The 18,702-nt window shown below is 72.3% G+C and carries 17 protein-coding genes; 1 reads left to right on the forward strand and 16 read right to left on the reverse strand.

Translation table 11 applies throughout. The annotated features are described in order from the left end of the window. Positions 1-35: 35 nt before the first annotated feature. The 8 genes from WN71_RS32410 to WN71_RS32450 form a co-directional block, all read right to left on the reverse strand. Positions 36-1,412 carry an AI-2E family transporter gene (locus WN71_RS32410; RefSeq protein ID WP_046589416.1) on the reverse strand — a complete coding sequence of 459 codons (1,377 nt, stop codon included), beginning with the start codon at positions 1,410-1,412 and terminating at the stop codon, positions 36-38. 140 nt (positions 1,413-1,552) lie between these two features. Next, positions 1,553-2,245, reverse strand: a complete 693-nt coding sequence (locus tag WN71_RS32415; RefSeq protein WP_476756015.1) for an aggregation-promoting factor C-terminal-like domain-containing protein — start codon at positions 2,243-2,245, stop codon at positions 1,553-1,555. A gap of 402 nt (positions 2,246-2,647) precedes the next feature. Next, on the reverse strand, positions 2,648-3,973 hold the full coding sequence (locus WN71_RS32420; RefSeq protein ID WP_046589420.1) for a PhoH family protein: 1,326 nt from the start codon (positions 3,971-3,973) through the stop codon (positions 2,648-2,650). 307 nt (positions 3,974-4,280) lie between these two features. Beyond that, positions 4,281-5,054, reverse strand: a complete 774-nt coding sequence (locus WN71_RS32425) for an isoprenyl transferase (protein ID WP_046589422.1) — start codon at positions 5,052-5,054, stop codon at positions 4,281-4,283. Positions 5,055-5,807: 753 nt separating this feature from the next. Next, on the reverse strand, positions 5,808-6,590 hold the full coding sequence (locus WN71_RS32430) for a class I SAM-dependent methyltransferase (RefSeq protein ID WP_046589423.1): 783 nt from the start codon (positions 6,588-6,590) through the stop codon (positions 5,808-5,810). Between the two features lie 397 nt (positions 6,591-6,987). Next, a complete protein-coding gene (locus tag WN71_RS32440) occupies positions 6,988-7,860 on the reverse strand; it encodes an LLM class flavin-dependent oxidoreductase (RefSeq protein WP_046589428.1) in 873 nt (290 codons plus the stop codon). A 68-nt stretch (positions 7,861-7,928) separates the two neighbouring features. After that, positions 7,929-8,504 carry a dihydrofolate reductase family protein gene (locus WN71_RS32445; protein WP_046589430.1) on the reverse strand — a complete coding sequence of 192 codons (576 nt, stop codon included), beginning with the start codon at positions 8,502-8,504 and terminating at the stop codon, positions 7,929-7,931. Between the two features lie 62 nt (positions 8,505-8,566). Next, positions 8,567-9,310, reverse strand: coding sequence for a prepilin peptidase (locus WN71_RS32450; RefSeq protein WP_046589431.1), 744 nt, complete (start codon positions 9,308-9,310; stop codon positions 8,567-8,569). 120 nt (positions 9,311-9,430) lie between these two features. On the opposite strand from WN71_RS32450, the gene WN71_RS40350 reads away from it, so the two are divergent. Further along, entirely contained in the window at positions 9,431-9,889 is a 459-nt protein-coding gene (locus tag WN71_RS40350) for a DUF192 domain-containing protein (RefSeq protein ID WP_079178283.1), read from the forward strand. Positions 9,890-10,004: 115 nt separating this feature from the next. Here the strand turns inward: WN71_RS40350 and WN71_RS32460 are convergent, their stop codons facing one another. The 8 genes from WN71_RS32460 to WN71_RS32495 all read right to left on the reverse strand — a co-directional run bounded on the left by WN71_RS32460 (position 10,005) and on the right by WN71_RS32495 (position 18,549). After that, complete coding sequence (locus tag WN71_RS32460; protein ID WP_046589433.1) at positions 10,005-11,309, reverse strand: hypothetical protein; 1,305 nt, start codon at positions 11,307-11,309, stop codon at positions 10,005-10,007. Between the two features lie 71 nt (positions 11,310-11,380). Then, the gene (locus WN71_RS32465; RefSeq protein ID WP_143074897.1) at positions 11,381-14,047 is read right to left on the reverse strand and encodes a hypothetical protein; all 2,667 of its coding nucleotides are present in this window, start codon (positions 14,045-14,047) and stop codon (positions 11,381-11,383) included. A gap of 146 nt (positions 14,048-14,193) precedes the next feature. Further along, complete coding sequence (locus tag WN71_RS32470) at positions 14,194-14,838, reverse strand: OmpA family protein (RefSeq protein ID WP_046589435.1); 645 nt, start codon at positions 14,836-14,838, stop codon at positions 14,194-14,196. 8 nt (positions 14,839-14,846) lie between these two features. Beyond that, entirely contained in the window at positions 14,847-15,425 is a 579-nt protein-coding gene (locus WN71_RS32475; protein WP_046589437.1) for a hypothetical protein, read from the reverse strand. Positions 15,426-15,458: 33 nt separating this feature from the next. Continuing rightward, on the reverse strand, positions 15,459-16,052 hold the full coding sequence (locus WN71_RS32480) for a pilus assembly protein TadG-related protein (RefSeq protein WP_046589438.1): 594 nt from the start codon (positions 16,050-16,052) through the stop codon (positions 15,459-15,461). Then, positions 16,052-16,246, reverse strand: coding sequence for a Flp family type IVb pilin (locus WN71_RS32485; RefSeq protein WP_046589443.1), 195 nt, complete (start codon positions 16,244-16,246; stop codon positions 16,052-16,054). The genes WN71_RS32480 and WN71_RS32485 overlap by 1 nt, the downstream gene beginning before the upstream one ends. A gap of 130 nt (positions 16,247-16,376) precedes the next feature. Then, the gene (locus tag WN71_RS32490; protein ID WP_046589444.1) at positions 16,377-17,321 is read right to left on the reverse strand and encodes a response regulator transcription factor; all 945 of its coding nucleotides are present in this window, start codon (positions 17,319-17,321) and stop codon (positions 16,377-16,379) included. A 31-nt stretch (positions 17,322-17,352) separates the two neighbouring features. Further along, on the reverse strand, positions 17,353-18,549 hold the full coding sequence (locus tag WN71_RS32495; protein ID WP_046589456.1) for a sensor histidine kinase: 1,197 nt from the start codon (positions 18,547-18,549) through the stop codon (positions 17,353-17,355). Between the last annotated feature and the right edge of the window lie 153 nt (positions 18,550-18,702).

Genomic DNA, 18,702 nt, shown 5'->3' on the forward strand with positions numbered 1-18,702 from the left:
CGTACGCGGTCCTCCCGGGTCTCGCGCGCGGTCGCTCAGGCCTCGTGTGCCGGGCTCCCGGCGTCCTGCGGAGCAGCGCCGTCGAGTGCGGCGCCGCCGCCCGGGGCCGCGCCCGCGGGCTCCTCCGTCCCCGGCCGTACGGTCTCGTCCGCGGGGCCCGCCTGTTCGTGCTCGAGCGCCGCCGTCTGTTCCAACGAGTACTGCCGCAGATACGTCACGACCGTGTTGGTGACCGCCACCAGCGGCACCGCCACCACCGCGCCGCCGATGCCCGCGACCACGCCACCGGCCGCGACCGTCAGCACCACCGCGAGCGGGTGCACCCGCACCGCCCGGCCCAGGATGAACGGCTGGAGGATGTGCCCCTCGATCTGCTGCACGGCGAGGACCACGGCCAGCGTCATGAGGGCGGTGAACGGGCCCTGGGTCACCAGCGCCACCACCACCGCCAGCGCGCCGGAGGCGACCGCGCCGACCAGCGGGATGAAGGAGAACAGGAAGATGAACACGGCCAGCGGGACGGCCATGGGCACCTTGAGGAAGTAGATGCCGAGGCCGATGAAGATCGCGTCGATCAGGGCCACCAGCACCGTGCCGCGCACATAGGCGGTCAGCGTGTGCCAGGCGCGCGGGCCGGCTCCGGCCACGCCCGGCCGGGCGTTGGCGGGCACCAGCTTCAGGAACCACTGCCACACGCGCGGGCCGTCGTAGAGCAGGAACAGCGTCGAGAAGAACACCAGCAGGATGCCGGTGAGGGCCTCGACGACGACCTGGACGCCCTCGATGCCGGCGGAGGTGATCTGGTCGGCGTTGGCACCGACCGCTCCGCGGAGGTTCTTCGCGATCTGGTTGATCTGCTTGTCGGTGACGTGGAACGGGCTTCTCAGCAGCCAGTTGCGCAGATCGTCGATGCCGTTCTGGATCTGGTCGGAGAGCGTGTCGATGTTCTCCATGACCTGCCAGGTCACGAACCAGCCCATGAGCCCGATGATCACGAACCCGGAGATCGCGGTGAGCGCCGTGGCCAGTCCCCGGGGCACGCCGTAGCGCGTGAGCCGGGCGACGGTCGGCTGGAGCAGCGCGGTGACGAGCAGTGCGATGACGAAGGCGAAGACCACCAGCTGCACGGCGCTGATGACCCGCATCAGCACCCAGACGGTGCCGGCGAGCACCAGCAGGCGCCAGCCGGCCTCGGCGGCCACGCGGACGCCGTAGGGCACCATCTGCGCGGGATCGGGGCGGGCGGCGGGTGCGACGGGACGCGGTTCGGCGACCGGCGGGCGGGGGGCGGGCAGGGCCGGTTCGGGGTCGGCGTGTTCCTTGGCCACCTCGGCGCGGCGCTCGTCGAGCCGCTCGCCCATCTCGCTCAGACCCGCGCCGATCCGGCCGAGCCACCCAGGTACACGTGACATGATCCGTCCTCTTCCCCCGCGTCCCCGGGTGCTGTCCACCACTCCCCCCTGGAGCCGTCGCGTCCGACCGTAACAGGGCGAAAGCCCCTCCCCGTAGGACGGGGAGGGGCTGCGCGAGGTTGAGCGGGAATGGGGGTACGTCAGTACCAGCTGTTCGCCTGCCAGAACGTCCAGGCCTGGCAGGGGCTGCCGTACCGGCTGTTCATGTAGTTGAGGCCCCACTTGATCTGCGTGGCCGGGTTGGTCTGCCAGTCGGAGCCGACCGAGGACATCTTGGAGCCGGGCAGGGCCTGGAAGAGGCCGTAGGCACCGGAAGAGGCGTTGACCGCCTTGTAGTTCCAGCTGGACTCGTGGTCCACGATGTTGCTGAAGCACTGGAACTGGTCGCTCGCGACCATCTGACGCGCCATCGCCTGGATCTGCGCGACCGTGTACGAGCTCTGCACGGCGAAGGTGGCGGTGGACGCGCGGCTCGCGGCGGCCTTCTCCTCGGCGCGCTCCTTGGCCTCCTTGGCCGCCTTCTCCGCAGCCGCCTTCTTGGCGACCGCGCTCTCGGCGGCGGCCTTGCGGGCGGCCTCCTCGGCGTCCTTCTTGGCGCTCACGTCGGCCTGGATGGCCTGGGCGTCGGCCTGCTGCGTCAGGGACGACGACGCGGTCTCGACCTCGGCCTGCTGACCCGCGGGTATGTCCGCGAGGAGCGTGGTGTCGGCAGCCGTCGACTCGGCGTCGTTGTTCTGCGCGACGCTGCCCGAGGCAACTCCGACGACGCTTCCGACGGCGGTGACCGCGGTGGCCGAGGCCACTGCGAATCCCCGGACCGAAATCCGGCTCACTCGGTTTCCTTCCAGCATCGCCCGCTTCGGTGACCCTGGCGGACGCAATCGTGCCCACTGACGCTGGCCTCCCAACTGCGGGGTCACGGGAGGCACGGGCCCGGTGGGCAACTCCCTTCACGGGAGCACCGCGTGGTGCACGGGCGGCATACGACGGTCGCTATGTAGTTGGCTGTGGTGCCGGTGTGCCGATGTACCGCTGGCGGTACAGCTGTGTCGTATGCGGGGCCTGACAGGACTGAGACTCTGCCGTAACCAGACTGCGCAAGGCAATTCTGAGTTGCGTGTGAAAGCTCACATCTCGTTTGGCTCAGGAGATTCCAAGAAACGGCCCCACGCGAAGGCGCCGCCCCGCTAGGCTCACAGCCTTTGCGAAGCGGCGCCGACCGATCTGCTTTTATGTCAGATCTGTCCGTCTTCCAGCATTTCGGTCACGAGTGCGGCGATCTGCGACCTCTCGGACCTGGTCAGGGTGACGTGCGCGAACAGCGGATGCCCCTTCAGTTTCTCCACCACGGCGACGACCCCGTCGTATCGCCCGACCCGCAGATTGTCCCTTTGCGCCACATCGTGGGTCAGAACGACCCGTGAATTGGCGCCGATCCGGGACAGAACGGTCAGCAGCACATTCCGCTCCAGCGACTGCGCCTCGTCCACGATCACGAACGCGTCGTGGAGCGACCGACCGCGGATATGGGTCAGCGGCAGAACCTCGAGCATCCCGCGCGCGGTGACCTCCTCGATGACCTCGCGGCTGGTGACCGCGGAGAGGGTGTCGAACACCGCCTGCGCCCAGGGGCTCATCTTCTCCGCCTCGTTGCCGGGCAGATAACCGAGCTCCTGCCCGCCCACCGCGTACAGCGGACGGAAGACCATCACCTTCTGGTGCTGACGGCGCTCCAGCACCGCCTCCAGGCCCGCGCACAGCGCCAGCGCCGACTTTCCGGTGCCGGCCCGGCCGCCCATGGACACGATCCCGACGTCCGGGTCGAGCAGCAGATCGAGCGCGATGCGCTGCTCGGCGCTGCGCCCCTTGATGCCGAACGCCTCCCGGTCGCCGCGCACCAGGCGGATGTTGCCGTCCGCCGTGACCCGGCCGAGCGCCTTGCCGCGCTCCGACTGGATGGTCAGGCCGGTGTGCACCGGCAGCTCGCTCGCCTCGCGCGCGTACACATGGCCTTCCTCGAAGAGGATGTCCACCTGCTCGCCCGGCAGGGTCAGTTCGGACATCCCGGTCCAGCCGGAGGAGTCCGTGATGGCGAGCTCCGCGCGGTACTCCTCGGCGAGGAGACCCACGGAGGACGCCTTGATCCTGAGCGGGAGGTCCTTCGACACCACGGTGACGTCGAACCCCTCGGCCTGCAGATTGCGGGCGACCGCGAGGATGCGGGAGTCGTTGTCCCCCAGGCGGTACCCGCTGGGCAGCACACTGGGGTCCGAGTGATTGAGCTCGACACGCACGGTCCCGCCCAGTTCCCCGGTCGGGATGGGGGCGTCGAGGCGACCGTGCTTCACCCGGTAGTCGTCGAGCAGGCGCAGCGCCTGCCGGGCGAAGTAGCCGAGTTCGGGATGGTGCCGCTTGGCCTCCAGTTCCGTGACCACGACGATCGGGAGCACTACCTCGTGCTCGTCGAAGCGGGTCAGGGCGTTCGGGTCGGCCAGCAGGACGCTGGTGTCGAGAACATAGGTGCGCCGGTCTGGCATACGGCGCTTTGTGCTGGTCACCACGGAAGGACGTACCCCCTCGGATGAGGTCGGGGAGCGACGAGAAGGAGCTGGACCGGTCGACGACCCTCGCACGCGACGGGCCGAGAACCGGCCCTCCGCGGCTGCGTCCGTGCAGTGACCGCACGGTCGGGCTGGTGCAAAGGGCCTCCCGGGCGGACGGCCCCGAGCCGCCCGCTGAGATCCGACACCCGTGGTTCGGGTGTCGACCTGACTGGCTTATGCCCTCGAACATGCGCCGCCATGCCACGACATACGGGGGCGCCCCGGTGAACTCCTTGTTACATCCCCAGACGGAGGGGTGCGCGGGTCAGCCGCCGTAGCGCCGGTGGCGCGCCGCGTAGTCGCGCAGGGCGCGCAGGAAGTCGACCTTGCGGAAGGCCGGCCAGAAGACCTCGCAGAAGTAGTACTCCGAGTGGGCCGTCTGCCACAGCATGAATCCGGACAACCGCTGTTCGCCGCTGGTGCGGATGACCAGATCGGGGTCGGGCTGGGCGCCGGTGTAGAGGTGCCGGCCGATCATGTCGACGTCGACCGCGTCGGCGAGCTCCTCCAGCGAGGTGCCCTTGTCGTTCGCGTCGACCAGCATCGAGCGGACGGCGTCGGCGATCTCCTGGCGGCCGCCGTAGCCGATGGCGACGTTGACCACTATTCCGTCGATGTGGGCGGTGGCCTCCTCGGCCTCCTTCAGCACGGTCTGCATCCCGGGCGGCAGCAGGTCGAGGGTGCCGACGTGGTGCACGCGCCAGCGGCCGTCGGCGGCGAGGGTGCGCACGACGCCTTCGATGATGCCGAGGAGCGGGACGAGCTCCTCCTTGGGGCGGTCGAAGTTGTCCGTCGACAGCAGCCAGAGGGTGACGACCTCGACGTCCGTCTCCGTGCACCAGCCGAGGAACTCCTCGATCTTCTCGGCTCCGGCACGGTGACCGTGAACGGTGGTGGACCCGGAGGCCTTCGCCCAGCGGCGGTTGCCGTCCATGATCACGCCGATGTGCTTGGGCACCTGAGCGTGGTCCAGGTGGCCTTCCACCCGGCGCGCGTACAGCCTGACCAGCAGGCCGCGCAGCTTGTCGCGCAGGTTCACGTGATTGTCAGCCCCTCCGTGCGGATCGGACAGGCAGGGCCTGGCTCGGCTCGGCCGAGGGCGGGCGCTGTCCGTATGGCGGTCCCCGGGGGCGAAGCCTACCCCCGCCGCCTCGCCGGGCCCCCAAGGGGTGTTCGCGGTCACACGACGGGCCGGGGCGGGCGGGGAAATAAAACGGGCCGGTCCGTGGGGGGGGAGACGGACCGGCCCGAGGGGGGGTTTCCACCATAACCCTTCGTAAGTGATGCTGCGTGCATCGCCGCGAAACAACTACGCTCCGCAATCGCCCGACGACGCCACGATGGCCGTGGAACGAGGGATTCAGTGCCTGATCGTGGCTGATTACCGATGGAATCCCAGGCGATCGAGCCGCATACGCAGCGATCCATAGGGTTTGCGGGGGCTTGAGGGGCTGCCCGGCGAGTTGTCCGGGGGTCCCCCCGTCGGGTGACGCCCGCCGCGAACGCGTACTTGACGCTGCGCGGGAGTGGCGCGACCAGGAAAACGGCACCGCGCAGCCCCCTCCACTGCACGGTGCCGCCCGCGCAGCTTTGCTCACGCGAATTACCTTGGTCAGAACCTACGTGAGGGGCGTGTGGGACGCGAGAGGCTCCCGATAACGATGCGGACACCGCCGCCTGACGGTTCCCGGCCACTTTTCGGCGAGGGCCTCGGGGAGGTCTCGGGGAGCTCGCGTCGAGGGTCGCGGCGAGGGCTCGGGGAGGGTCTCGGGGAGGGGCGGGCGGGCTCGGATCAGCGCTCCGGCTTGCGCGCGTCGAAGAGGTGCCGGGTGCTGTGCGCGACGAACGGGCCCGCGCGCCCGATCCGCTCGTGCAGCGCGCGCAGCCGGGGCTCGTACGCCTCCACCGTGAATCCGGGCACCATCCAGATCACCTTGCGCAGGAAGTGGACGACGGCCGCGATGTCGTGGAACTCGATGCGCAGCCGCTCCGCGCGCAGGGCGACGACGTCGAGCCCGGCGGCCTCCGCCCCGGCCCGCTCGCGCCGCGGGTCGCGGCCCTGCTTGACCTCTTCCGGCTGCGGGCCGAGGAAGTACTCGACGATCTCGACCACGCTGGCGGGGCCCACGTGCTGGGCGAAGTAGGTGCCGCCCGGCCGCAGGACGCGGGCGATCTCCCGCCAGTGCGGGGTCACCGGGTGGCGGCTGAGGACGAGGTCGAAGGCGCCGTCGGCGAACGGCAGCGGGTCGTCCTCGCCGGTCGCGACGACGACGGTGCCGCGGGGGGCGAGCAGTGCGGTCGCCTTGGCCACGTTGGGCGGCCAGCCCTCGGTGGCGGCGGTCCGCGCGGGCGGCCGGGTGGCGCGGCCGAGCGCGAAGTCGAGGACCTCGCCGCCGCCGGTCTGGATGTCGAGCGCGGCGCGCGCCCGGGACAGCCGCTCGGCGGCGGAGACCGCGTACCCCCACGAGGGGCGCTGCTCGGTGGCCCGCCCCTCGAACCAGGAGAAGTCCCAGCCCTCGGTGGGCACGGCGGCCCCTTCGGCGACGAGCTCCTCGAAGGAGGCGCGGCCTGTCATTGCTGCTCCCCGCGGCCGAGTGGGGCTCGTCCGCGCAGTTCCCCGCGCCCCTTCGGAGCTTGGTGGCTGCGGCCTGCCCGGTCATGTCGTCCGCGGGTCGGTGGGGCCCCTTCGCGCAGTTCCCCGCGCCCCTTTGGGGCGCGGCTGCGAGGGGCCCCGAAAGGGGCGCGGGGAACTGCGCGAGCAAGCCCCACCGACCCGCGGACGACATCAGCACGCCCACCCCCCACAGGGGCGCGGGGAACTGCGCGAACGGACCCCACCGGGCCGCGGGCGACGGGGCCGGGAAGGCCGGTGGCACCGGCGCGGGCGAGTGAGGTGAGGCGGCGGCGGTCCATGGCGCGATCGTGGCACGCCGGGGCCCCGGGAAGCGCGCGATTTTCCGGCGGGCCCCGCCTCACGCCAGCAGCGGCCGCACCCCCTCCGCCGCGAAGCGCACGAACCCCTCGGGGTCCGGTTCGTCGCCCGTCGGCTGCAGCACCACCGTGTCGGCGCCCGCCTCCGCCAGCCGGGCCGCCGCCTTCGCGACCGTGCCCGCGTCCCCCGCGACACCGAGATCGGGCACGTCGGCCAGCCCTTCCGCGGCGAGTTCGGCACGGACCCGGGCCTCGGCGCCGGGTCCCGTGGCGGCCAGGAGATAGACGACGACCCGATGCGGATCGGTGCGGCCGGCCGCCGCCCGCCCCTCCTCGATCAGCCGCCGGGCCCGGCGGACCCCGTCGGGCGGGGTCGACGCGGTGAGCACGGTCCCGTCGGCGGCCTCGCCGGACAGCGCCAGGGTGCGCGGCCCGGTGGCCCCGGCGAGGACCGGCGCGGGCTGCCGCGGTGGCCAGTCGAGGGCGACGTCGTCGAGCCGGACGTACCGCCCGCTGGTGCTGAGCCGCTCGCCCCGCAGCAACGCCCGTACCGCGTCGAGATGTTCGCGCAGCAGGGTCAGCGGTGACGCGGGCCGCGCGCCCACCTGCCCCATCCAGTCCTGCACGCCGTGCCCGAGGGCGAGGACCGCGCGCCCGGGGAACATGCGGTGCAGCGTCGCCGCCTCCATCGCGGTGATCGCAGCGTTGCGCAGCGGCACCGGCAGCAGTCCGACGCCCACCCGCACCCGTTCGGTCCAGGCGAGGGCGGCGGCCGCGGTGGTCGGGCCGCCCTCGCGGAAGCAGTCCTCCCAGAGCCAGAGTTCGTCCAGGCCGCTCTCGTCCGCGTGGCGGGCGACGGACCGCAGCCGTTCGGGGGGCAGTTGGGGCCGGAAGACAACGCCGAGTTCGGTCATGGGGCCTTCCTACCCCGCGCAACCGGCCGCGACGACGACCTCGTGGCCGTCGGCGTGGCCAACGGCCGTCAGCCGAAGCGGACTTCGGAGGAGTCGTAGCGCAGCATCACGACGCCGTTGCCGAACTGCCGGGAGTCGACGAGCCGGAGGGAGGCCAGTTCGTCGGCGTCGGGGAAGAGGCGCCTGCCGCCGCCGACGAGGACGGGGTGGACCAGGATGTGGAACTGGTCGACCAGCCCGTGCCGCAAGAACGCGGCCGCGAGGTCGGCGCCGCCGACCGCCATGTCCCCGCCGGGCTCCGCCTTGAGCGCCATGACGTCCTCGGGCACGACCTCCCGGATCACCGTGGTGTTCCGGTCGGCGTGCCGCAGGGTGCGCGAGTAGACGTACTTGGTCTTGTCGCGCCAGATGCCGGCGAACTCGGCGACCGTCGCGGGGGCGTTCGGGTCGGCGTCGGCGGTGGGCCAGAAGCCGGCCATCAGTTCGTGCGTGACACGGCCGCTGAGGAAGGCGCTCATCGGACCGAGGAGGTCGTTCATGTGCCGGTGCACCTCCTCGTCGACACGGTGCCAGCCGATGTCCCCGCCGGGGCCCTCGAAGTAGCCGTCGAGGGAGACGGACATCATGAGCACGATCTTCCGCATACGGCACCCACCTCGCTGTTCGGTCCGTCGGGCAGCGTACGCCGCGCGCCGACCGCCCGCGCTCACGCCACCGCGGACGCGCCGAGCAGCAGCCCCGTGAGCGCCCCACCGATCATGAACGGGCCGAGCGGCATGGCCGACCTGCGCCCGGCCCGCCGTACGACGACCAGGCCGAAGCCGTACACGGCGCCGTACACGAGACCCGCGACCGCGCCCGTGAGCAGGACCGGCCAGCCGTACCAGCCGAGCGCGACGCCCAGCGCGAGGGCGAGTTTGACATCGCCGAAGCCCATGCCGGCCGGGTTGACCACGAAGAGCACGAAGTAGGCGGCGCCCAGGGCGAGTCCGCCGAGCAGCGCGGTCGGCCACGAGCCGGCCGCGGCCGGCAGCGCGGCGGCGAGCCCGAGCAGCGCGGCGAGCGCGGCGGCCAGCGGCAGGGTGAGGACGTCGGGGAGCCGGTGCACCCGGAGGTCGACCAGGGCGAGCAGCACCGCGACGGGCGCGGCGAGCAGCCACACGGCGGTCTCCGGGCGGGTCCCGGTCGCGGCGGCGAGCGCCGCGCAGGCCAGGGCGGTCACGACGGTGACGGTGGCCGTGCTCGGACCGTACGGCCCGCAGGCGAGGTCGTCGGAGCAGCGCGCCCGGCCGACCCAGCCGCCGAACGCCCCGTCGATCGGATGCCCGCCCGGGCACCGCCCGCTCCACGGCTCACCGGAGTCCACGGACAGCCGGTGGGCGGCCCGCGGCAGCAGCAGCCCCGCCCCCGCGCCCCAGAGGGCGGCCACGACGACCAGTAGTACGCGCACGGCCGGACCCTAGTGCGCGGCGGCGGGCGGCGCATGGGCCCGTGGACCCATGCGGGGCCCAGGCGGTGACGGGTACGGTCGCTGCGGCGTGGTCACGACGGGTGAGAGGCGGGGTCCCGCATGGGTCGCTGGAAGGACGGGCGGGGGACGCTCGTGGTGCGGGGCGCCGCGGCGGGCACGCGGGCCGACGGCGCGCAGGCGGACAGCGCGCGGACCGACAGAGCGCGAACCGACCATGCGCGGACCGACAGTGCACGGACCGACGGCGACGGAGCCGCCGGGATACCGCTGGAGATCGCCGCCTCCTACCGGGCCCGCACGAAGGGGCTGCTCGGCCGGGACGGCGTCGAGGGGGCGCTGCTGCTCTCCCCCGCCAACAGCGTGCACACCTTCCGTATGCGCTTCGCCATCGATGTGGCCTATCTGAACCGGGACTTGGAGGTCATCGCGGTGCGCACCATGCGGCCGGGCCGCCTCGGTCTGCCGCGCCCGCGCTCCCGGTACGTCCTGGAGGCGGAGGCGGGCGCGATGGCCGGCTGGGGGGTCGGTCCGGGCGCCCGGCTGAGCGTGGAGACCTGACCGGCCCGGTCCCACGGCCCGTCGCGGCCCCGGCGCCACGACTCCAGGGCGCCACGACTCCAGGACGTCACGCCTCCAGGGGGCTAGGACTCCAAGGCGTCACGCTTCCGGGGGACTACGACTCCAGGGCGCGCGCGGCCTGTTCGCGTACGGCGGGCGGCAGCGCGGGGTCGGCGGCGAGCCGTTCGAGCGCCGCACGGCTCGCCGGCACCGAGCCGTGCCAGGCCAGCATCGTCACGGCCCGCTCGGCGACGCACCCGAGGCGCGCGTACCGCTCGGCCAGCTCCATCGCCCACGGGGTGACGAGGGACTCGTCGTCGACGTACAGGCCGAGCCAGGTGAAGGTCTCGGCGGCGATCCAGCCGCCGATCCACCCCGCCCACCGCCGTGCGAACCGCGCGCCCTCCGCCCCGTCCGGCTCCGCCGGGACGCCGGGGACGCCGAGCCGCGCGCACTCGCGCAGCCCCTCGGCCATCCGCTCCTCGGTCACCTGCCGGGCGTACGGCATCAAGTCCCGCAGCACGGACCGGATCTCGGCCCAGGCGGGCGCCTCCTCGTCCTGCGCCACGCGGGTGTCGGCGTCCGGCACCGGCTCGGTCACCGGCTCCGCCGGCAGGCAGGCCAGCAGCACCGCGCGGGCCCGGCCGACGCTCTCCTCGTTCTCCGGCAGCTCGACGGGCCAGGCGAAGCCGCGGTCCCAGCCGTACGGCAACTCCCGTACGGCGGGCGGCAGCAGGGGGTGCTCGTCGTGGGCGGGCTGCCTGCCGCGGGCGGCGCGGGCGGGGCGCCGCAGCGTCAGGAGCGCCTCGCGGGCGGCCGTACGGCTGCCGTCGGCGACCCCGCCCTCCGTCACCAGGGCGAGCAACTCCGCCTCGCCGTAGGGCACTCCGAGGGTGCGCAGCAGACCGGCCGCGGCGTCGGGGGCGAGCCCGTGCCGCACGCACCGCCCGGCGGCGGAGGCGACGGCGGCCGCGTCGTGGGGCCGCTGCCCGAGTCGGCGCAGGACGTCCTCGACCCATCCGGCGAGCACGGTCTGCGCGAACGCCGAGCAGATGACGTCGAGTTGGTCGTCCAGCCACCACTGCGGCACGGGCGGCCGCGCGGACCCCGCCCAGTCCCGCAGGACGGCGCCGACGCCCTCGCGGGTGAGGTCGCCGGTGGCCGGCATCGCGTCGGCGAGCCGGCGGCCGATCTCCTGGCGCGCCCGGTCGTAGAGCGCCCACGACTCGTCGGTCCAGGCGGCGGGGCCCGGGCCGGGCAGGGGCCCGGAGAGCGCCCCGTCGAGGGCGTCGAGGGCGGTCCGCTCCACGGCCTCCGTGTCGGGCAGCTCGGCGAGCCCCCGGCGGCGTTCCCCGGTCAGGTCGCGCCAGGGCGCGGGCAGCGCGCTCATGGCGGGGGGCAGCAGCGGATGCGCGGTCACCGTGCACCCGCCCTCGGGCCGCCGTCGTGCGCCACCGGTCCGTGCCGCGTCATCCGCTCGCCACCTCCGCATCAGTGGACGCCCAGGTATTCCATGGCGGTCTTCGGGTCCTTCATCTTGCCGGACGCGCGGGCCGCCTGCTTCTCGGCCTCGGACTTGGCGTTCCACGCGGCGTTCATCTCCCGCAGCTGCTGCGGGGTGATGTCCTGCCCGGCGACCCGCAGGTTCAGGCCGTTGTCGGCGAGGGTCTGGGCGGGGCTGCCGTCCGGGACCGTGCCGGTCTTCTTGTCCTTCTGGAACCCGTCGAAGACCTTGTCCCAGCCGTCCTGGGTCTCGATCTCGTAGCGTGCCGTCCGGCCCGGCTCGGCCTTCGCCCAGTCCGCCAGCCGCTGGGCCTGGGCGCGGATGGAGGCCTGGGTGGCGGCCTGCCCGGTGTTCTTGACCTCGACGACGTTCACCTTGCCGTCCTTGCCCTTGTAGACGATGTCCGCGTCGTCGATGGCGCTGAGGTCGGCGCTGGTGCCGTCGCCGAAGTCGACGGTCTTGCGGCCCTTCTGCGCGCCGACGCCGGCGAACACCTTGGTGCCCTCGGCCGCCTCGTCGGCGGCGCGGGTGGCGGCCTTGACCTCGGCCATGGCCTCCGCGAGCTGGTAGCGGTTGCCGGCCTTCAGCACCGGTCCGCCCAGCGAGCCGCGGCTCTGGCTGTCGATCTTCGGGTTCTTCAGCATGTCGGCGAAGTCCTCGAGGGACTGGGCGAGTTCCGCCTTGCCGATCTCGCCCTTGCTCAGGTCGGGGTTGTCCTTGGCCTTGGCGACCAGGTCGTCGATCTTCTTCTCGTCGAGGTTGAACCGGTCCTGCTTGGGTGTCTTCTGCTTGTTCTTGGCGTCCTCGATGACCTTCTTGACGTCGTCGGCCGCCTTCTGGAGCTTCGCGGTGGCGGCGGCCGCGTCGGCGGCGTCGGCCTGCTTGCGGGCCTCCTCCGCGGCCTTCTTGTCCTCGTCCTTGCAGCCGTCCTCGGCGAGGTAGACGTACGGGGAGGAGGGGCCCGCGGCGAGGACGGTGGTGCCGGTGCCGGGGGAGCCGGTACCGGAGGAGACGGTGCCGGAGGAGCCGGTGAGCGGGTCTGTCGGGTCGTTCGGCGGGCTTCCGGCGTAGGGGACGCGGCGGGCCGGGGCGGCGATGGTGCACCCCTCCTGCCTGGCCTTCTTCTCCGCCTCGTCGGCCGCGTCGTCCGCCTCCTTGGCCGCCTTCTCGGCGCCGTCGACGTCACCGGCCTTGGCCGCCTTCTTGGCCTCCTCGGCGGCCTCGGCGGCCTTCTCCGCGAGCTTGCCGAGCTTGCCCAGTTTGCCGATCTTGCCGAGGTCGCCGATCTTCTCGACGATCTTGGCGCCGTCGTAGCCGGGGATGAACAGGGAGCCGACGTTCCAGATGACGTGGCTGACGGCGCGCGTCTTGTCGCCGTTCTTCCAGTCCTTGGCGACGTCGTCGCCGATGAAGAGGTCGTAGAGGATGCCGCCGCCGCTCTTCACGGTGGCCCCGCCCCAGCCCCAGATCGCGCCGAGGTAGTCGCCGTTGGACCAGTCCTTGCGGGCGCCGGCGGAGTTGTCCCACCAGTCCTCGCCGATCTGCTTGCCCCAGCTGCCGATGCCCTTGATGGTGTCGACGGGGTGGCGGACCATGTCGTAGATCCCGGTGACGTCACCCCAGACACCGTCGATGACGAGGCCCTGTCCGACCTGCTTGACCTGGTCGCCCGCGCAGCCGAAGAAGGCGCCGATGCCGGAGAAGCAGCCGTCGTCCTTCTTGCCGCCGCCGTCGTCGTCGGTCTTCTGGTCGGTGGTGTCGTCGGTGGTGGTGCCGGTCGTCGTGCCGCCGGTGGTGGAGCCGCCGGTCGTCGAACCCCCCGTGGTGGATCCACCGGTCGTCGAACCGCCCGTGGTGGATCCGCCGGTGGTCGAGCCGTCGCCGGTGGTGGTGCCGCCCGTGTCACCGCCTGTCCCGGTGCTTCCGGTGGTGCCGGTGCTTCCGGTGGTGCCGGTGTCGCCGGTCGTTCCGCCGGAGTCCCGGGCCGTGATGTCCGTGCCGTCGCCGGCGGCCGGGGCGGGGCAGGCGGAGCCGGTGACCTCGCAGACGGCGGCGCGCAGGCCGCCGTAGATCTGGTCGCCGATGCCGCTCACGACGAGGGCCGCGATGATGGCGGCGACGATCGCGATGAGACCGGCGTACTCGACGGCCGTCTGGCCCTCGTCGCGCCGCCAGCGGATCATCCGGGCGAGCGAGAAGGACCGGCGCTCGGCGCGTTCGAGGCCGGGAAGGCCGTACCACTCCCGGGACTCCCCCTGCCGCAGCAGTACGACGATCACGATCGGCAGCAGCAGTTGGAGGCCGGCCCGGCCGGAGCCGTGCGCGAAGTTCACCGTGCCCTGGAGGATCAGCCACGCCTGCGCGGCGACGAGTCCGCGGTGGGTCCACACCCCGCCGGTCCAGCTGCGCCGGGCGAGCCACCAGCCGAGGGTGCCGGGGGCGGCGGCGTACGCGACGAGCGCGAGGACACGGCCGTCCAGGGCGTCGTACGCGGACGCCGTCATCAGCAGGCCGACCCCGCCGACGACCGTCATCGCGAACAGGACGTTGACGAGCACGAGGGCCGCGGAGAGCGAACCCGGCATGTCCTTGCGGCCGTTGCGCCCCGACGGCCATGCGGCCCCGGCTCCTGCGATTCCCCCGATGGAGGCCATGCCCCCTCCCCCCGCTGACGGTTGCGACACCGCCGACGTTAGGGAGGGAACGCCTGCCCGAGATGGGCCCACGGACCCAAATCGACACCCAAAAGGCGGCAGGCCCGCTGCCTGCCGCCTCTGGGTCCGGGACCCGGCTCCGGGACCTAGCTCTGCGACCTCGGGAACGACACCTCGACCCGGCGGTTCTTCTTGCGGCCCGCCTCGGTGGAGTTGTCGGCGATCGGGTACTGCTCGGCGTAGCCGCGGACGTCGAAGGTGATGTTCGGGTCGTTCAACTCGCCGTCCAGTACGGCCTGTACGGCGTTGGCGCGCTGCCGGGACAGGACGACTCCGTGGGCGTGGGAGCCCAGGTTGTCCGTGAAGCCGAACACCCGGACGTGGGTGGCGTTCTGCTTCTTGATCTCCTCGGCGATGGCCTCGATCCGGGCCTTGGCCTCGGAGTTGAGCTTGGCGCTGTCCTTGCCGAAGAGGACCTCGGCCTGGAGGGCGAAGGTCACGTCGGTGTTGGTGTCGGAGCGGCGTTCGTCACCGTCTTCGTCCTCCACGACCGTCTTGATGTCCAGCACCTTCGGATCGGCCAGGGTGGCGCCCTCGGGGAGCTTCAGATCGGGATCGGTCGGATCGATCTTCACCGGGGCGGACGGGGACGCCTCCGTGCCCGGTGGCGTGCTGGGGCTGTCGTCCGCGTGTGCCACGGCGCCGAACACGTTGGTGGCCACCATGACCGAAGCGGCGGTCACCACCAGTGCGAGGCGCGGCGCCGCTGTCCGGGGGTGTGTGCGTGTCATGGCGCGCCTCACCCGGAGATCTTGATCGTGGCCGCCGAGAACGTGGGCAGCTGGAGAGTCACCTCGGTCGTGCTCGCGGGCGGAGCCGGGAACTGCATGAACACCGACACCGCTTCCCCTGCCTTGAGGATCGAGAGCCCCGTCGTGGTGAGCGGCCGCCCCTCGGTGTCACGCAGCACGTAGTAGCGCTTCTTCTCCTTCGAGTCCACGAGGGTGGCGCCACCCAACGAGCGACCGTGCGCGATGATCTCCGTCTCGTCCCCACGCAATGCGGACGGCACGGTCACCGCGCTGCCGCTGTCGTTCTTCAGCGTGCCGTTCACGGTGACGAACCCACCGGAGTCACGGACCGCCGAGGTGACCTGCAGGCTCAACCCATTGGAGCCCCGCAACTCTGCGATGGGATCGTCCTGGCCTTCCTGAGCACTCGGATCGGAGCCACTGCTCTTCGACGCGGACGCCGATGTGTCCGGCTTCTTGTCATCGCCGCCCCCGCTTCCGCAGCCGGCCGCACCGAGGGCCAGACCGGCCGCAACAGCGAGCGCAACCATCCCCCTTCGGGCCTGCGCGGTGAACCGAATGCTCATCAGACTGCTTCCCTCTCACTCGTCGATCGCTTGTCAGTCGGCCAGGTGGACGTCGAACAGGTCCTCGGGCTTCGGCAGGTCGCCGAGGTCCTCGGGATCCAGATCCCAGATCCGGTCCTTGCAGGTGAGCTGCGGCAACGTGTCGCCGCCACCCCCGCCTCCCGGGAGCTGGAACGTGCACAGCGGCTCGATGACGGCCTTGGCGGTCGCCGTCGAGTGGTCGTTCTCGGTACCGGGGACGACGGAGTCTCCGACGGACTTGTTGGTCCGCACCTCGACGGTGTACGTCAGAGGATCCAGCCGCAGACAGGACAGCAGGGAGGCGTCGTTCTGCGCGGCGAGCCCGGTCGCGCGAGCACATGCCCCCGGGTCCACCAGGCTGCCGGCGAAGATGGCCGCCCACTTGGTCGGATCGAGTACGGCCGCCTTCCACTCGTCCGCGAGCTGGTCCCGGGTGTGCTGGGCCGCCGCCAGCGCCGCCGCGTCCGCGGCGGTCTGGGCGCCGTTGCGATTCGCCGCGGCCTGGCCGACCGCCAAGTACGCGAACGCGAGAAAGAGCAGGCCCCCCACCACAGTGATGTAGATGGGGAAAGCCTGCCCTGCGTCGCGATAGACGCGCCGACGCATCAGCCCGTGATTTCGCCGATCTTCGTCGTGATGGCGTCGGCGATCGTGCCGCCGAAATCCGTGCCCAGAAGGACGAGGATGATCGCCACGACCACCGCGATGATGCCGAGGTACTCGACCGCCGTCTGCCCCTTGTCGTTGCGAGCGGCGCGAGCCTGCAGGTACGAGACCGTGGTGTTGATCCAGTTGCTCATCGTGTCCCCCTCCGGGTTCGTCTTCGTTGCGAGAAACGTACGGCTCCACACCCCGCCCGCCGGAGGGTCCCAGGACCCATTTCCGGGCCCAATCCAGGGCCCAGGCGCTCCCCCGCCCGGTCATCCCCGCTCACCCCAGCCCTCGCTGCGCGGCACGCCCGTCCGGGGCCGTGCCCAGCCATTTGGCCGCCGCCTCCGAGCGGCTGGTGCTGTGGAGCTTGGCGAAGATGCGGTTGATGTGGTTCTTGACCGTCTTCTCGCTGATGAAGCACGTGGCGGCGATCTGCTGGTTGTTCATGCCGGACGCGATGAGGTCCATGATCTCCGCCTCCCTCGAACTGAGTTGGAACCGCGAGCGGTCCGGAGCGGCCGGAAGGCCGCCCCCCACGCATCCTGACGAGGACTGTCCCACATCCGGTTGCACTTGCGAAAGGTTTTCCGCAGAAGTAGCGGGCGACAGGACCCGTCCCGGCGTCAACGTACCTGCTTGCACCGGTGATTCGAGATTCGTATACGTCTGCGGCGTGGCGGAATTTTCGTATGCAGTCGCACTACCGAGCCCCTCGGGCAGCGGTGCGCCGCCACCCCGTTCCTGCCGTAGCTGCGCGAGGAGCGCGCCCGCCGCCGTCGGGGTGAAGTGGGCCCGGCCCTGCTTGATGTCGCGTACGGCCGTGACCAGTTGGTCGGCGGTGAACTCGCCGTGGACCAGGTAGCCGCCCGCCCCCCGCCGGAGCGCCTCCCGCACGATCTCCGACTCCCTGCTGTACGTCAGCATCACCACGGGCGCGATCTGCACCAGGTACGGCAGCGCGGAGATGCCGTCCACGCCGGGCATGCGGACGTCCAGCAGGACCACGTCCGGCCGGTGGCGGTGGGCCTGCTCGTAGGCCGCCCGGCCGTCCGCCGCCTCCGCGACCACCGTGATGTCCGCCCGGCCGGAGAGCAGGGCCGTGAGACCGGCCCGGACGACGGGGTTGTCGTCGGCCACGATCACCCGCAGGACCGTGTCGGGCGCGGCCTGCGGGAAGTGCTCGAAGGGGTTCGGCGGCTCCGGTGGTGTCCCGTGCTCGGGCATCGGCTGCCTCCTTTCCTGATGAGTCATGTCCTCACGCCCCCGCCACCGTCATTGCGGCCAGCGGGAGTTCGAGGCGGACCTCGGTGCCCGTGGGGTGGCCACCGCGTCCCACGCGGATGCGGGCGCCCACCGAGGCGGCCCGCTCGACCATGCCGACCAGGCCGAAGTGGCCTGCCCTGCGCAGTTGTTCGAGGGAGGTGCCGGGGGGCAGGCCCCGGCCGTCGTCGTACACGCTGATGCGCAGCAGGTCGCCGTGGACGCCCGCCCTGACGTCGACGCGGGTCGGCCCGGCGTGCCGGTGGGCGTTCTCCATCGCCTCCGTGGCGATGACGAGCAACTGGCGGGCCACCGCCGGCGGCACGGGCGGCACCGCGTGCTCCCCCGTGGGGCGGTAGACCGCGGGCAGCCCGGTGCGGGTGCTGAAGTCCCGTGTTCTGGCGGCGAGTTCCACGAGGACGTCCGTGCCGTGGCCGGGGTCGTTCTCACGCCGCAGGTCGGTGAGGAGTTCGCGGGCCTCCGCGGCCGCCCGGCGCGCCGAGCGGGCCACGAGTTCGGCCTGCTGCCGTACCAGGGCCGGGTCCATGCGGTCGGCGCCCGCCGAGCCGGTCAGGCCGTCCGCCGCGAGCGCCACGCCGTGCAGGGTCTTCGCCACGGAGTCGTGCATCTCCCGTGCGAGCCGGGCGCGTTCGGCGCTCACCGCCTCCGTGACCGCGAGCCGCGCCTGCACCTGGGTCAGCGCCTGCGTGGCCGTGCCGAAGCGGAGCATCAGGCCACGCAGGTTGGAGCCCACCGCGCCGGCGATGACGCACAGCCCCGGCAGCAGCAGGGACTCGGTGACGTGGGCGTGCGCGTGGTCGTTTCTCGCGGCGTGCACGAGGAGCAGGATCAGCGCCTGGAGCGAGGCGAACACGGCCGCGCCCCGCCAGCTGTAGATGATGCCCGCGAGCAGTGGGGTGCAGACGCTGACGTAGGCGAGCGTCGTGTCCGGGCCCGCCGAGACCAGCAGCAGCGAACCGAAGAGGGTGTCCACGGCGAGCAGGGACGGGTGGCGCAGCAGGAGGGGGCCGAACCGCTCCCAGTCGCGGAAGAGGACGTACGAGCCCATGAAGGTGACGACGACGGCCGCGGCGACCAGCCGGACGGGCAGGCCCGACGACGCGTTGACCAGGGCGGCGGGCGCGGCCAGCGCGATCATCGCCAGCCGGAAGGCGAAGACCTGGCGGCACATGGCCTGGAGGGCGTTCACCTGGATGGGGATGGCGGGGGTGGAGTCGGGGCCGGGCACCGGCTCGGGGTCGGCGGTGGCGGTGGCCCTCGCCGCGGCGGCGGCCGCGGCCGTGGCGGGTGCCTGGGGTCCGGCGGTGGGGGGTGCGGCGGGGGG

The organism is Streptomyces mangrovisoli (assembly GCF_000974985.2).
In the GTDB taxonomy this organism is placed as follows: Bacteria; Actinomycetota; Actinomycetes; order Streptomycetales; family Streptomycetaceae; genus Streptomyces; species Streptomyces mangrovisoli.

What these genes read in the sequence shown, in the direction of transcription:
- WN71_RS32445 (WP_046589430.1), bottom strand. Translation starts at nt 8,504, where the DNA reads ATGCGGAAGATCGTGCTCATGATGTCCGTCTCCCTCGACGGCTACTTC.
- WN71_RS32465 (WP_143074897.1), bottom strand. Translation starts at nt 14,047, where the DNA reads ATGGCCTCCATCGGGGGAATCGCAGGAGCCGGGGCCGCATGGCCGTCG.
- WN71_RS32485 (WP_046589443.1), bottom strand. Translation starts at nt 16,246, where the DNA reads ATGAGCAACTGGATCAACACCACGGTCTCGTACCTGCAGGCTCGCGCC.
- WN71_RS32440 (WP_046589428.1), bottom strand. Translation starts at nt 7,860, where the DNA reads ATGACCGAACTCGGCGTTGTCTTCCGGCCCCAACTGCCCCCCGAACGG.
- WN71_RS32410 (WP_046589416.1), bottom strand. Translation starts at nt 1,412, where the DNA reads ATGTCACGTGTACCTGGGTGGCTCGGCCGGATCGGCGCGGGTCTGAGC.
- WN71_RS32430 (WP_046589423.1), bottom strand. Translation starts at nt 6,590, where the DNA reads ATGACAGGCCGCGCCTCCTTCGAGGAGCTCGTCGCCGAAGGGGCCGCC.
- WN71_RS40350 (WP_079178283.1), top strand. Translation starts at nt 9,431, where the DNA reads ATGGGTCGCTGGAAGGACGGGCGGGGGACGCTCGTGGTGCGGGGCGCC.
- WN71_RS32495 (WP_046589456.1), bottom strand. Translation starts at nt 18,549, where the DNA reads ATGTGCCGCCAGGTCTTCGCCTTCCGGCTGGCGATGATCGCGCTGGCC.
- WN71_RS32470 (WP_046589435.1), bottom strand. Translation starts at nt 14,838, where the DNA reads ATGACACGCACACACCCCCGGACAGCGGCGCCGCGCCTCGCACTGGTG.
- WN71_RS32490 (WP_046589444.1), bottom strand. Translation starts at nt 17,321, where the DNA reads ATGCCCGAGCACGGGACACCACCGGAGCCGCCGAACCCCTTCGAGCAC.
- WN71_RS32475 (WP_046589437.1), bottom strand. Translation starts at nt 15,425, where the DNA reads ATGAGCATTCGGTTCACCGCGCAGGCCCGAAGGGGGATGGTTGCGCTC.
- WN71_RS32480 (WP_046589438.1), bottom strand. Translation starts at nt 16,052, where the DNA reads ATGCGTCGGCGCGTCTATCGCGACGCAGGGCAGGCTTTCCCCATCTAC.